A 14,665-nucleotide genomic window follows, 5' to 3' on the forward strand; every position below is an offset into this window, starting at 1 on the left:
TGGAAAAAGCTGCCGCCTTCAAGCATGGTCACAAACTCTTTACCCGCATTAATCAGTTCAGGGTCTTCTTCACCTGCCGCTGGCGGTGGGCCAAAAGCCAATAGACCATTTTCAGAATGAAGGAAAATATCTTTGTCGTTAGGTAGATAGCTCGCAATTTTGGTTGGTAAACCAATACCCAAGTTCACATAGGCACCATCTGGAATGTCTTGTGCCACACGTTTTGCAATCTGGTCACGGCTGAGTTTCTGGTAGCTCATGTTATTTCTCCTTATTGCTTACTGTGCTGGCGCTACTTGTACAACGTGTTGTACAAAAATACCTGGGGTGATGATGTGCTCTGGATCTAGGTGGCCTAGCTCAACCACTTCGGAAACCTGAGCAATCGTGACATCAGCAGCCATGGCCATGATTGGGCCAAAGTTACGTGCAGATTTACGGTAAACCAGATTGCCCCAGCGATCGCCCTTGTAAGCTTTAATTAAGGCAAAGTCAGCCTTGATTGGATATTCAAGGACATAGTTCTTCCCATCAATCTCGCGGGTTTCTTTGCCCTCAGCCAAAAGAGTTCCAAAGCCTGTTGGGGTAAACACAGCACCAAGTCCCATACCCGCCGCCTGAATACGACAAGCCAGATTACCTTGTGGTACTACTTCAAGCTCAACCTTTCCGGCACGGTACAATTCATCAAACACATAAGAGTCTGACTGACGTGGGAAAGAACAAATCACTTTTTTAACTGAACCAGCCTTCAGCAATTTAGCTAAACCATAGTCGCCATTACCGGCATTATTACTAACAATCGTTAAATCTTTAATACCCAGTTCAATAAGACCGTCAATGAGTTCAGCGGGTTGTCCTGCGGTACCAAAACCACCAATCAGAATGGTTGCACCATCTTTAATCTGCGATAGAACCTCGCTTAGTGAGGACTTACTTTTGTCAATCATGTGAGAAACCTTAGAGCATGAGGTAACGTGATGTATTACTACCGCTAAAAATTTATTGAAATTCTTAATGGTAGTAATAAATGGAGTAAATTTTGTGAGTCAAAAGCGAACTTTTAACTCACATACACTTTCAATTAAGCACTAGCGCGACGACGTTCAACTTCAGTTGAAGGAGCGGCAGCGGCATCTTTAACAAGTTCGATGTTAAATGTGATGTGTTTGAAAGCGTGATCTAAACCACGGCGTTGAATTTCAGCAGGGTCAGTTACATCAACTGCTGTTGCCACTAAACCGTCACGAGTTGCGAAGGCAAAGTCGTCCCATAAGTACTCATCACCCTCAATGTTGAATTGAGTAGTCAGCTTGCGGAAACCTGGCGCAGAAACGAAGTAGTGAACGTGAGATGGACGGTTACCATGACGGCCTAATTTGTTAAGAAGGGCTTGAGTTGTACCTTCTGGCGGGCAACCATAACCAACAGGCATCGTGGTTAATGCAACATATTTACCATCAGCATCAGTCAAAATACTACGGCGTAAATTGAAGTCAGATTGAGACTTATCAAAGAATGAATAGTTACCCAAACTGTTGGCATGCCATACTTCAACTTTGGCATTTTCAATGATCTTGCCATCAGTATCGGTCACAGTACCTTCAATAATTAAGGTATCGATTTTGCCAGATTCTGTACCATCATCCATACGCGCAAAGCCAACAGATTCAGGCGCGCCAGCTACATAAAGTGGGCCTTCGATGGTACGTGGTGTGCCACCCGTAACGCCAGCTTTTGCATCAGCTTCATCAGCACGTAAATCAAGATAGTGCTCTAAACCTAAACCAGCTGCCAAAAGACCAAGTTCGTTTGCTTGACCTGCGTCTGTGAAATATTCCAAACCTTTCCATACTTCTGAAGGTTGGATGTCTAAATCTTCAATGGCTTGAAATAAATCCCCGAGAAGGCGCACAACAATTTGTTGAACACGTGCATCGACTTCACCTTTAGCAGTGTCGACATTCATTTGTTTTACAAGCGCATCAATTTGTTGACGGTTCATACTAAAACTCCTTAAGTATGCAATACGGTTTTGGGTGGCAGCGCTGCGGGCATTTTGTTTTGCTAGCGAATAAGTGCTGCCACATTCCTTGTTACCTTCTGAATAATCTGCTTGGTTTTTAAATGGACTTCAGAGATCACATTTAAAAAATTTTTTGGTTTACGAATCATCATCACGAACAGAAGATGGGTGACGGTTCATTGCCATCACTTCAATGTCCATATATGGATAGAGAGGTAAGCCCTGTAAAATGTTGTGCAATTCCTCATTGCTCTCAACATCAAAAATACTGATATTTGAATACTGGCCTGTAATACGCCAGATGTGACGCCATTTACCTTGGCGTTGTAAATCTTGTGAATAAGCCTTTTCAACGGCCTTAATTTCATTTGCTTTGTCGGCTGGCATATCAAGTGGAATATGCACATCCATACGTACATGAAATAACATGGGAAACTCCTTATCCTGTTGCCTTAACGACGTAATTTCTCAATCTTATCTTCATCAATTTCAATGCCTAAGCCCGGAGCTGTTGGCAAATGCAATTCAAAGTTTTCGTAACGTAGCGGCTCTTTTAAAATTTCTTCGGTCAGTAATAACGGACCAAATAATTCAGTACCGAACGCTAACGTTTCAAAAGTTGCAAATGCATGAGCAGAAGCAATACTTCCTACAGGGCCTTCAAGCATGGTACCGCCATATAGGTCGATTCCAGCTAAACCAGCAATTTTGCCAACTTCACAAGCTTCGATCAGGCCACCAGATTGTTCAATTTTCACGGCAAATACATCTGCACCATGATTTTTTGCAATACGGTATGCGCTGTCAGGACCAGTTAAGGCTTCATCTGCCATAATTGCGACATCAAAACGCTGGGTGAGGCGAGCAAGTGCTTCGGTATTTTGAATTGCACATGGCTGCTCGATTAAATCGATTCCACCATCTTGTAGCTGTTGAATACCTTGAATACATTCAAGCTCTGACCATGCACGATTTACGTCAACACGTACACTAATATCTGCACCTAGTGCTTTTTTAATCGCAATCACATGGTCAACATCTTGCTGTAAAGGACGTGCACCAATTTTAAGTTTGAACATGTTGTGGCGCTTCAGCTCAATCATTTTGCGAGCTTCAGCAATATCTTTTTCAGTGTCACCAGACGCAAGCGTCCAAAGTACAGGTAAACTATTACGCAGACGTCCACCTAAAACTTCGCTTAATGGCACACCTAAACGTTTGGCCTGAATATCAAGTAGGGCAGTCTGAATGGCACACTTGGCAAAGCGGTTACCATTAATATTTTTACGAATCAGTTTGAGGGTTTGTGCAACATTTAAATCTTTAACTGATGTCAGTAATGGTGCAAAGTAGGTATCAATATTGGCTTTGACACTCTCAGGACTTTCTTCACCATAGTTCAGCCCACCAATGGTGGTGGCTTCACCCCAACCGACAATACCATCCGTGGTCGTAATTTTAACGAGCACCAAAGTCTGAGTACGCATGGTAGTCACAGACAGCTGGTGAGGACGGATAGTTGGAATATCCACAAGTATGGTTTCTATGGTTCTATACATGAAGTTTCAACTATTACGAACTTGTTTACATACCATAGAAGAATGTAATAGCCTAAAATAGATATAGAACGGTATTTTAAGATACTAAAAAGGTATATTAATGGAATTAAGACATCTACGTTATTTTGTTACCGTTGTGGAAGAACAAAGTCTGACTAAAGCGGCTGAGAAGCTTTTTATTGCCCAGCCACCACTCACGCGTCAAATCAAAAAACTAGAAGAAGAATTAGGCATTGATTTGTTTGTGAAAGGATCGCGTCCATTAAAAGTGACAGAAGCAGGGCTGTTTTTTTACCAACATGCCGTTCAAATTTTAACGCATACCGCTCAAGCTGCTTCGATGGCTAAAAAAATGAAGTTGGTAGAGAACATTGTGAAAGTTGGCTATGTCAGTTCACTTCTGTATGGGCGTTTACCACAGGTCATTTATCTATTTAGACAAAAGAATCCTGACATTCATGTCGAGCTTATTGAATGTGGCACAAGAGATCAGGTTGAGGCTTTAAAGTTAGGTAAAATCGATTTAGGTTTTGGTCGCTTACCCATTAGTGATCCAGCGATAAAAAGGCTTTTACTTCGCAAAGAAAAATTAAAACTCGCGATTCATAAAAAGCATCCATTAAGTGAATTTCAAGATTCAGGAATTTACCTATCTCAAATTATTAATGAGACGATTTTTTCTTATCCAACGACACCTAAGCCTAATTTTTCGACCACTATTCAAGCTTTATTTACCAAGTTAGGTTTAATCCCAGCCAAGCTGACCGAAGTACGAGAAATTCATATGGCGCTTGGTTTGGTAGCATCGGGCGAGGGTATTTGTATTATTCCAGAAAGTGCCTGTGATATTGGAATGAAGAATCTAACTTATTTAAATATCTTAGACTTAGAGGCTTATAGTCCCATTTCTCTATCTATGCGAAACATGGACCAAAGTTCTTATATTCCTAAAATTTTAGATTGTATTGAAGAAATCTATAGCCAAGAAGAAGTGTCGAGAAATCTAAATTTATAACTTTTTAATACGTTTTAAATTGAATTATCATGTTATTTTAAAACTTTAAGATTATAGGTAATATTTAAAAGGAATTAATAGATGAGAAAAATTTTAGGCGCAGCTTCTCTCATTATGTCTATTGGTGTTGTACATGCTGAACAATTAAATGAACAAGAACAAATTTCTCCATACATTGCAAATGTAACCTTCGCGAGTCAATATATTTCACGTGGGTTTCAACAAACTTGGGGTAAACCTGCTTTGCAAGGTGGACTGGATTATGCCAACCCGAATGGTTTTTTTGTCGGGACTTGGGCATCAAGTGTAAGCTCTAATTATTTGCGAGATGCCTCGGTTGAATGGGATTTTTATACAGGTTATTTAAAAACAATCGATAAATTTTCAATCGGGATGTCGGTTTTTTACTACTACTACCCAGGCGCGAAAAGTACACCAGAAACGGGGAGTAGCAGTTATAACTATGGTGAAATCGTACCTCAAATTGGTTATGGTCCTTTAAGTCTTAAATACTTTGTTACGTACACACCAGACTATGCCGGTTATAACTCTAAAACTATGGGTGGACCTGCTGGTAAAAGGTCGAGAGGTTCAAGTTATTTAGATCTTAACTTTACCCAGCCGATCGGTGACACTTGGACTTTTGGTGCCCATTATGGCTATGAAAGAATCAAAAACTTCTCAGAATCTAACTTTCAGGATGTTAAAGCTGAGCTTATTAAAGATTTAGGTGATGGCTGGACCACAGGATTAGCCTATACCAAAGCATGGGATAAAAATAGCTACTATAAAAAGTATAGTAATGGTGAGCCGGATGCACCAATTTCAAATCCGATTGATTCGACATTTACTGTTTCAGTTAAAAAGGTGTTCTAATTTATAAATAAAAAGCCTGATTACTTTGTTTTGAGTGGCCAGGCTAAATATTTAATATATAAAAATTATTTTTTAATTAAATCATATGCCATTTTAGTATCATCTAACTGAACCAGTGAAGCATGGCGAGCAGAAAGCGGATCTTTATTTTCAATGGCAGTTAAAATTGCTTTATGTCTAGGTAGTGAATGGCCTTGTAAATTTGGACGTAGACTGGTGACTTGAATTGATTGTTGTAAAGGTAAAACCAGCATTTTCGACATATAAGCCAATAAGTCATTATGCGTTGCTTTGGCAATTGCCAAGTGAAATTGAATATCTGGCTCTATAAACTCTTCAACAGTTGTCGCTTTTTCCATTCCATCATAGGCATGTTTAATGCGTTCAATATCTTCTTCGTTTGCCGTACTTGCCGCAATATAAGCAAGCTCAGGTTCCAAAACGCGTCGTACGGTAGAAAGGGTTTTAAAAAACTCATGTTCAGGCGTGGTTTGAATCAACCAAAACAATACATCAGGATCGAGCAAATGCCATTCTTCTTTAGGTCTCACCACAGTTCCGATTTTTGGTCTCGAGTAAGTTAAGCCTTTCGCGTTTAAAACACGGATTGCTTCGCGAAAGACAGGGCGGCTGACTTTATATTCCTCACATAAATCAACTTCACTTGGGAGTTTTTCATTTTCTGAAATTTCTCCAGAAACAATTTTTAATCCCAATTGTTGAACAATTAATGCATGTTGGCTTTTGCTTGGAATAGGATTTTTATAGTCAGCTTTACTCATATTTCACTATTACGACATGTTGAATATCCTATGGTATAGATGACCTTGTGTTTTAACAAGATCATCTTTTTCAAGAATAAATATTAATGAGAATGACGTGGAACTTCCGAGCCTCGGCAACCGACTAAGAAATCAAAATCACAACCTTCGTCTGCTTGTAAAACATGTTCTACATAGAGTTTGCGGTAGCCACCAATAAAACTTGGCGGAGCTGGAGGTGCTAAATTCTCAAGACGTTGTTTAAGTTCTTCATCATTCACTTCTAGGTGAAGTTTTCCAGCATAGGCATCAAGTTCAATAAAGTCACCATTTTGAACTACAGCCAAAGGCCCACCCGCCATAGCTTCAGGGGCAACATGTAAAACCACCGTGCCATACGCTGTTCCACTCATCCGTGCGTCGGAAATACGAACCATGTCAGTAATGCCTTTAGCTAAAACCTTTGGAGGTAATCCCATATTTCCAACTTCTGCCATACCAGGGTAGCCTTTAGGCCCAGCATTTTTCATCACAAGAATACAAGTTTCATCGACATCAAGGTCTGGGTCATTAATGCGGGCTTTATAATCATCAAAGTTTTCAAATACGACTGCACGACCACGGTGTTTCATCAGTTCTGGTGTTGCGGCAGACGGTTTAAGCACCGCACCTTTAGGGGCTAAATTACCGCGTAAAATACACATACCGCCATCTTGTCGAATTGGGTTATCTATTTTCCGAATTACTTCATCGTTATAAATAGGTGATTGCTGGCAATTTTCCCAAATGGCTTGACCATTTACGGTTAAAGCCTGTGGATGTGGTAAGAGACTGGCTTCACCCATACGACGGATTACGGCTGGTAAGCCGCCGCTATAATAGAACTCTTCCATTAAAAAACGACCCGAAGGCTGTAAGTCAACAATGGTTGGCATGCCTCGACCCACACGATTCCAGTCATCGAGTTGTAAATCAACCCCAATACGTCCGGCAATTGCTTTTAAATGAATTACGGCATTGGTTGAACCACCAATAGCTGCATTGACTTTAATGGCATTTTCGAAAGCTTCTTTGGTTAAGATTTTGGAAAGTCGTAAATCTTCATGAACCATGTCAACAATGCGCATACCAGAAAGATGAGCCAATACATAACGGCGAGAATCTACCGCTGGAATCGCCGCATTGTGTGGTAAAGAAGTGCCTAGGGCTTCAGCCATACACGCCATTGTAGAAGCGGTGCCCATGGTATTACACGTACCAGCCGAGCGCGACATACCAGACTCGGCAGATAGAAATTCATTTAAATCGATTTTGCCTGCTTTTAACTCTTCATGCATTTGCCAAACGATAGTACCTGCACCAATGTCTTTACCTTTATGCTTACCATTCAGCATGGGACCGCCAGTTACTACAATGGCAGGAATATCACAGCTTGCAGCCCCCATTAATAAGGCAGGTGTGGTTTTGTCACAACCTGTCAGTAACACTACGCCGTCAATAGGGTTACCACGAATAGCTTCCTCAACATCCATACTGGCCAAGTTGCGTGTAAACATGGCGGTAGGACGTAAATTAGACTCACCATTTGAAAACACAGGAAACTCAACAGGGTAGCCGCCCGCTTCTAAAATTCCTTTTTTTACGTGTTCGGCAATTTTTCGAAAATGCGCATTACATGGAGTGAGTTCAGACCACGTATTACAAATTCCAATAATCGGTTTGCCTTGAAACTCATGATCTGGAATTCCTTGGTTCTTCATCCAGCTGCGATACATAAAGCCATTTTTATCCGTTGTACCAAACCAAGAAGCCGAACGAAGAACTTGTTTATTATTCATACAAATTTCCCTATATAGTATTACTATTTAAATTTATTAAATTAAAAATACACTATAAATTTTATTTTTAAAAGGTTTGAAATTTAAATAGTATTACTATATTTTAAATTGAAAGGATAATTTACGAGCAAGATGCTCTATAAGTAAATAATAGGAAATGGAGTCGAACATGGATTTCGAAAAGGATGTAATACGGACGGTCACGTTTAAGCTGATACCTGCATTAGTCATACTATATCTGGTGGCATACATTGATCGAGCCGCTGTCGGATTTGCCCATTTGCATATGGGGGCCGATGTAGGAATTGGTGATGCAGCCTATGGTCTAGGAGCTGGCTTATTTTTTATTGGATATTTTCTGTTTGAAGTTCCAAGTAATTTGCTTTTAGACAAATTTGGTGCTCGTAAATGGTTTACCCGCATTTTATTGACATGGGGCCTCATCACCATGGCCATGGCGCTTATTCAAGGCCCTAAAAGTTTTTATCTCTTACGGTTTTTACTCGGTGTAGCAGAGGCAGGTTTTTTCCCTGGTGTTTTATACCTAATTACACAGTGGTATCCGGTGCGGCATCGCGGAAAAATTATGGGAATGTTTGTACTTTCACAACCCATTGCCATGATGATTGCTGGGCCTTTAGCTGGTCTATTACTTGGAATGGATGGCATCGCAAACTTACATGGTTGGCAATGGTTATTCATTGCAGTCGGCTTACCTGCAGTTTTATTAGCTCTACCGACATTCCTGTGGCTGCCCGATAACATTGACAAAGTGAAATGGTTAAGCATTGAACAAAAACAATGGCTTAAAAATGAACTTGTTAAAGATGAAGCCGAATATGACCAAACCCGACATGCCAATCCATTGCATGCCTTAAAAGACAAACGCGTACTTTTATTAGCACTCTACTATTTACCAGTAACTTTAAGTATTTATGGTTTAAATCTCTGGTTGCCTTCTATTATTAAGCAATTTGGAGGTGGTACTGATCTTCAAATTGGCTTCTTATCTAGCATTCCCTACGTTTTTGGAATTATTGGACTCCTCATTATTCCGCGTAGTACCGATCGTCTAAATGATCGCTATGGACATTTAAGTTTTCTCTACGCACTAGGCGCTTGTGCAATGTTTTTAAGTGCTTGGCTAAATTCTCCAGTCATGCAGTTGGCTGCTTTGGCTGTGGTTGCGTTCTGCCTATTTTCCTCAACTGCCGTGTTTTGGACATTACCGGGCCGTTTCTTAACAGGCGCGAGTGCAGCGGCTGGCATTGCCTTAATCAATTCTGTCGGAAATTTAGGTGGCTATGTCGGGCCATTTGGCATCGGACTTTTAAAAGAATACACGGGAAATATGGCTGCTGGTTTGTATTTCTTATCTATCGTCATGCTTTTTGGCTTGATTTTGACTTACATCGTCTATGCCAAGCTCGAACGTCAAAAAACACAAACTGTGAATATTCAAAAGCCTTTGTAAGGAATAAAACATGCAAATTATTCAATTTGAAAATCGTGCAAATCAACGTGCTGTTGCCAAAGTAGAAGGCAACATGGCATATCCGATTAAAAATATTCAATCGGTTCGTGATTTAGCACTTTTAGCAATCCGCAATAAAGTTTCATTGGAGCAACAAGTTGAGGCGTTAGGGTTTGAAGCGGAGACCTATGATTATTCATCTTTATTAGCTGACTTAAAGGTACTGCCGCCTTTAGACCATCCAGACCCAACACACTGTCTAGTTTCGGGTACAGGCTTAACCCATTTAGGTTCTGCATCTGCACGCGACAAAATGCATCAACAAAATTTAAGCGATGACAGCTCGGTGACCGACACCATGCGGATATTTCAATGGGGCCTTCAAAAGGGCCGTCCAGCACAAGGTCAGATCGGTGCACAACCGGAATGGTTTTATAAAGGCGACGGTTCAATTGTGGTAAGGCCGGGAGCTGAATTACCTTTACCACTATTTGCCGAAGACGGCGGCGAAGAACCTGAAATCGCAGGCCTCTATGTTATTGGAGAAGACTTAAAGCCTTACCGAATCGGGTTTGCGCTGGGCAATGAATATTCTGATCACGTGATGGAGCGCCGTAATTATTTATATCTGGCCCATTCAAAATTACGTTTTTGTAGTTTTGGTCCAGCTTTACGAACAGGCGAATTACCGAAACATTTAGTGGGAACCAGCCGCTTGCGCCGTGATGGACAAATCATTTGGGAAAAAGAGTTTTTGTCGGGTGAAGACAATATGTGCCATAGCTTAGCAAATCTGGAATATCACCACTTTAAGTATCAACAATTCTTAAAAGCAGGGGATGTTCATATCCATTATTTCGGTACAGCTACTCTATCTTTTGCTGATGGTATTCGAGCAAAAGTCAACGATGAGTTTGAAATAGAAATGAAAGAATTCGGACTTCAACTCAAAAACAAACTTGCTCATATGCAACCCGAGCTACCGATCGGTTCAGTTATCACACTCTAAGGAATATAAAATGGTTATCGGACACAACTTTATTGGCGGTTCACGTAGTGCACAAGGTACAACTTTATTGAAAAGTGTGGATGCAACAACGGGCGAAGCTTTAACTTATGAATTTCATCATGCAACCGAGCAAGACATCAATCAGGCTTGTGATGCAGCAAGCCAAGCTTTTAAGACTTACCGCCATACTTCACCTGAACAGCGTGCTACTTTTTTAGAAAATATTGCCGATGAACTTGATGCCTTGGGCACAGATTTTCTAGAAATTGTTTCCCAAGAAACCGCTTTGCCAATTGCACGCTTACAAGGTGAACGTGGCCGTACCAGTGGACAAATGCGTTTATTTGCCAAAGTGCTGCGCCGTGGCGACTTTTTAGGTGCCCGTATTGATACCGCTTTACCTGAGCGCCAGCCTTTACCGCGCCCAGACTTGCGCCAGATTAAAATCGGTGTTGGTCCTGTGGCAGTCTTTGGGGCGAGTAACTTTCCTTTAGCATTCTCAACCGCAGGAGGTGACACGGCTTCGGCACTCGCCGCAGGCTGTTCTGTCGTGGTAAAGGCTCACAGTGGGCATATGGCGACAGCAGACTTTGTAGCTCAGGCAATCGAACGTGCCGTAGAAAAGTCAGATATGCCTAAAGGTGTATTTAACATGATCTACGGTAATGGTGTGGGTGAGCCACTAGTGAAACATCCTTTAATACAGGCTGTAGGTTTTACGGGGTCACTTCGTGGTGGTCGCACTTTATGTGACATGGCCGCGGCCCGTCCACAACCAATTCCGGTCTTTGCTGAAATGAGCAGCATTAACCCGATGCTGATGTTGCCAGAAGCCCTGAAAACCCGTGGTGAAAAAATTGCACAGGATTTGGCAGATTCAGTCGTTTTAGGCTGTGGCCAGTTCTGTACCAATCCGGGTTTAATTTTAGGTATTGAATCAGCCGAGTTTACTCAGCTCATTAGCAACCTGACTGAAATTATGGGTGGCAAACCTGCACAAACTATGCTGAATGCCGGAACATTAAAAAGCTATACCGATGGTCTTGAGCATTTAACTGAGCATCAAGGCATTAAGCATTTGGCAGGTCAAACCCAGCAAGGCAATCAGGCACAACCTCAACTTTTTAAAGCGGATGTTGAACTCTTATTAGCAGGCGACCAGCTTCTGCAAGAAGAAATCTTTGGACCAGCAACAGTGGTCATTGAAGTGGCAGATAAAGCCCAACTTTTGCAAGCGTTACAAAGCATGAATGGTCAGCTGACTGCGACTTTAATTGCAGATGAAACTGACTTAACCGAGTTTGCAGATGTAGTTCCAGTGTTAGAGGAAAAAGCTGGACGATTACTCATAAATGGTTATCCAACAGGAGTTGAAGTGTGTGATGCCATGGTGCACGGCGGGCCATACCCAGCAACTTCAGATGCAAGAGGTACCTCTGTTGGAACCTTGGCAATTGACCGTTACTTAAGACCTGTGTGTTACCAAAACTATCCGCAAAGTTTATTGCCGGAAGCTTTAAAAGATAGCAACCCATTACAGATTTTAAGGCTAGTGAATGGTGAGATAACCAGAGAAGCTATCTAATCAATTAAAAAAAGAGACCACAAACTGGTCTCTTTTTTATTCTTGCTTTCTATCCCTAAGGATACTGTGCAAAAGTCTACATAAAGTTATTTTGAAAGAATTTTATTTCTTTTATTCGCATTTAAATAAGCCTGACGTAGTTTTAAACCGATTGAATGTGGAACTATTAGAAAGCCTATCTCATTTAAACTGGCATATTTGTTGCTTAATTCAATGCATCTGGTCAGACCAGTCAGACAATGCATTAAATTGGAGCGGATATGCAACTCGAAACTTTTAATCAATTAGCTTCTAGCCAGGCTCGGCTGATCTTACAAGCCTGTGTGCATATCCCGACTTGGGTTTCTGAATTGATCCAGAAACGTCCTTATTCCTCTAAAGAACAGCTTTATCAGGCAGCAGGTGAGCAAGCTGCTACTTGGCAATGGTCGGAAATTTCTGAAGCGTTGGCTAAGCATCCACGTATTGGGGAGAAAAAAGCAGCGGCAGTTTTGTCCGGAAAAGAACAGCAATTCTCCCAACGTGAACAAGCACAGATAGAAACAGATGCTGTATTACAACTAGCTCTATATCAGGGCAATTTAGATTACGAGTACAAATTTGGACATATTTTTCTGATTCGTGCCGCAGGACGTTCCGGGCAACAGATTTTGTCTGAGTTACAACGTCGTTTAGTAAACACAGTGGAGCAAGAGCAAACCGAAGTGAGGCAGCAACTAAGTGAAATTGCACTTCTTCGCTTAAATCAGGAGATTCAATAATGGCGGGTATCAGCACACATATTTTAAATGCATCACTCGGCCAGCCAGCAACTCAAGTATTGGTGAAGTTATTTGAGGAAACGAGCCATGGATATATTTTAATCGATGAACAGTTCACTGATGCAGATGGACGTATTCAAGCATTCAATCTCGACTCATTTATTCGTGGTCATTATCAATTGGTTTTTGAAGTGGCGGATTATTTTAAGGCCCTAAATACCAATAGCTTTTACCCGAGAGTCTGTATTGATTTTAAAGTCAATGATATTCACCAGCACTATCACGTGCCTCTATTGATCAGTCCTTTTTCATATTCAACATATCGTGGCAGCTAAATCAACCCAAGCAATATGGACATCATGAATTTAATTTGAGGAACTAACCCATGCATCAAGACAATATAAATCCAGAACGAGATCCACATATCTCAGCAGAACATCAATATTTAGGGATGAATAAAAACATCTTATATGGTTTGCAGCATGTGTTGACCATGTACGGTGGAATTATTGCACCGCCATTGATTATTGGTGCAGCTGCTGGTCTAGATGCTTCAGAGATTGGCTTGTTAGTGGCTGCTGCCTTATTTGTGGGAGGTCTCGCTACAGTTATACAAACCATTGGTTTTAAATATTTCGGTGCAAAACTACCGATTGTGCAAGGGGTGTCTTTTGCTGGGGTTGCCACTATTTTAGCAATTGTGAGTACCGGTGGTGGTTTGCCATCTGCGTTTGGTGCGGTGATTGTCGCATCTCTAATTGGTTTGTTGATTACACCATTCTTTGCAAAAATTATCCGCTTCTTTCCACCTGTGGTTACAGGATGCGTCATTACCATGATTGGTATTTCGCTCACACCTGTTGCGATCCGCTGGATTATGGGGGGAAACCCGAAAGCTGAAAACTGGGGAGATCCGACTAATACTGGTTTGGCGGTAATTACGCTAGCGATTGTGATTATTTTTAGTATGTTGCAAAATCAGATTCTGCGCCGCCTTGCGATTCTTGCAGCAATCGTTTTGGGTACAGTAATTGCCTATATTGCAGGCTTTACTGACTTCTCAAGCGTAAGTACGGGTCCTATTTTTGCTTTTCCAAGTTTCTTCCATTTTGGTTCTCCTGTATTTGAATTTTCTGCCATTCTTTCCATGGTAATTGTTACTTTGGTAATCATGACTGAAACCACGGCCGATATTATTGCGATTGGTGAAATCGTTGGAACTAAAGTTGATTCAAAACGCATAGGTGATGGTCTACGTGCAGATATGCTATCGAGTGCAATTTCCCCAATCTTTGGTTCATTCATGCAAACCGCCTTTGCTCAAAATGTAGGTCTGGTTGCAATTACAGGCATTAAAAGCCGTTTTGTAGTCGCAACAGCTGGTGGAATTTTAATTATCTTGGGCTTATTACCTGTTATTGGCCGCTTTGTTGCATCAATTCCGATGCCGGTTTTAGGTGGAGCAGGCATTGTATTATTCGGTACTGTTGCTGCCAGTGGAATACGAACTCTAGCCAAAGTAGATTATAACGATCATAAAAATCTGATTATTGTGGCTACTTCACTCACAATCGGCATGATTCCAATTGTAAACCAAGAGTTTTATGCGCAATTTCCGACATGGGTAAAAACCCTATTACATTCAGGTATTAGTTCTGCCTGTATCACTGCCATTTTGCTCAATATTATTTTTAACCACTTACCGTTTAGCAAAAAGTCCGTTGATGTTGCAACTACGCCCATAAATTCAGGGCATTGATC

Annotated in this window: 15 protein-coding genes; 8 read left to right on the top strand and 7 right to left on the bottom strand. The window is 41.2% G+C overall.

The genetic code is table 11. The features are described from left to right. The 5 genes from AC1PJP_RS14040 to AC1PJP_RS14060 form a co-directional block, all read right to left on the bottom strand. A partial coding sequence (locus AC1PJP_RS14040; RefSeq protein ID WP_311078407.1) for a CoA-transferase occupies positions 1-260 on the bottom strand: 260 nt, incomplete at its 3' end. A gap of 18 nt (positions 261-278) precedes the next feature. After that, the gene (locus AC1PJP_RS14045; RefSeq protein WP_479767335.1) at positions 279-950 is read right to left on the bottom strand and encodes a 3-oxoacid CoA-transferase subunit A; all 672 of its coding nucleotides are present in this window, start codon (positions 948-950) and stop codon (positions 279-281) included. Between the two features lie 134 nt (positions 951-1,084). Beyond that, positions 1,085-2,005, bottom strand: coding sequence for a catechol 1,2-dioxygenase (gene catA, locus AC1PJP_RS14050; RefSeq protein ID WP_134263071.1), 921 nt, complete (start codon positions 2,003-2,005; stop codon positions 1,085-1,087). Positions 2,006-2,164: 159 nt separating this feature from the next. Continuing rightward, entirely contained in the window at positions 2,165-2,455 is a 291-nt protein-coding gene (gene catC, locus AC1PJP_RS14055; protein WP_004701431.1) for a muconolactone Delta-isomerase, read from the bottom strand. A 23-nt stretch (positions 2,456-2,478) separates the two neighbouring features. Then, positions 2,479-3,585 (bottom strand): muconate/chloromuconate family cycloisomerase, encoded by a 1,107-nt coding sequence (locus AC1PJP_RS14060; protein WP_192835654.1) that lies wholly within the window; start codon positions 3,583-3,585, stop codon positions 2,479-2,481. A 100-nt stretch (positions 3,586-3,685) separates the two neighbouring features. Between AC1PJP_RS14060 and AC1PJP_RS14065 the strand changes: the two genes are divergently transcribed. Continuing rightward, entirely contained in the window at positions 3,686-4,600 is a 915-nt protein-coding gene (locus AC1PJP_RS14065; RefSeq protein ID WP_005305939.1) for a LysR family transcriptional regulator, read from the top strand. 81 nt (positions 4,601-4,681) lie between these two features. Then, positions 4,682-5,476, top strand: a complete 795-nt coding sequence (locus AC1PJP_RS14070; RefSeq protein WP_479767338.1) for a TorF family putative porin — start codon at positions 4,682-4,684, stop codon at positions 5,474-5,476. Between the two features lie 65 nt (positions 5,477-5,541). Here AC1PJP_RS14070 and AC1PJP_RS14075 read toward each other — a convergent pair whose 3' ends face one another. Then, positions 5,542-6,258 carry a FadR/GntR family transcriptional regulator gene (locus AC1PJP_RS14075; RefSeq protein ID WP_002113901.1) on the bottom strand — a complete coding sequence of 239 codons (717 nt, stop codon included), beginning with the start codon at positions 6,256-6,258 and terminating at the stop codon, positions 5,542-5,544. Positions 6,259-6,341: 83 nt separating this feature from the next. Continuing rightward, entirely contained in the window at positions 6,342-8,075 is a 1,734-nt protein-coding gene (locus AC1PJP_RS14080) for an IlvD/Edd family dehydratase (protein ID WP_479767340.1), read from the bottom strand. A 169-nt stretch (positions 8,076-8,244) separates the two neighbouring features. Between AC1PJP_RS14080 and abaQ the strand changes: the two genes are divergently transcribed. From abaQ to AC1PJP_RS14110, 6 genes are all read left to right on the top strand, one after another. Further along, a complete protein-coding gene (abaQ, locus tag AC1PJP_RS14085) occupies positions 8,245-9,549 on the top strand; it encodes a multidrug efflux MFS transporter AbaQ (RefSeq protein ID WP_479767342.1) in 1,305 nt (434 codons plus the stop codon). A gap of 10 nt (positions 9,550-9,559) precedes the next feature. After that, positions 9,560-10,558: an AraD1 family protein gene (gene araD1 / locus AC1PJP_RS14090; protein WP_479767344.1), complete on the top strand. Its 999-nt coding sequence runs from the start codon at positions 9,560-9,562 to the stop codon at positions 10,556-10,558. A gap of 10 nt (positions 10,559-10,568) precedes the next feature. Then, the gene (locus AC1PJP_RS14095; protein ID WP_479767346.1) at positions 10,569-12,143 is read left to right on the top strand and encodes an aldehyde dehydrogenase (NADP(+)); all 1,575 of its coding nucleotides are present in this window, start codon (positions 10,569-10,571) and stop codon (positions 12,141-12,143) included. A 260-nt stretch (positions 12,144-12,403) separates the two neighbouring features. Beyond that, a complete protein-coding gene (gene uraD, locus AC1PJP_RS14100; RefSeq protein ID WP_479767348.1) occupies positions 12,404-12,904 on the top strand; it encodes a 2-oxo-4-hydroxy-4-carboxy-5-ureidoimidazoline decarboxylase in 501 nt (166 codons plus the stop codon). Beyond that, positions 12,904-13,239 (top strand): hydroxyisourate hydrolase, encoded by a 336-nt coding sequence (gene uraH / locus AC1PJP_RS14105; protein ID WP_005305915.1) that lies wholly within the window; start codon positions 12,904-12,906, stop codon positions 13,237-13,239. The genes uraD and uraH overlap by 1 nt, the downstream gene beginning before the upstream one ends. Positions 13,240-13,289: 50 nt before the next feature. Next, positions 13,290-14,663: a nucleobase:cation symporter-2 family protein gene (locus tag AC1PJP_RS14110; RefSeq protein ID WP_005305912.1), complete on the top strand. Its 1,374-nt coding sequence runs from the start codon at positions 13,290-13,292 to the stop codon at positions 14,661-14,663. Positions 14,664-14,665: the final 2 nt, after the last annotated feature.

Source organism: Acinetobacter sp. V116_7 (assembly GCF_056735735.1).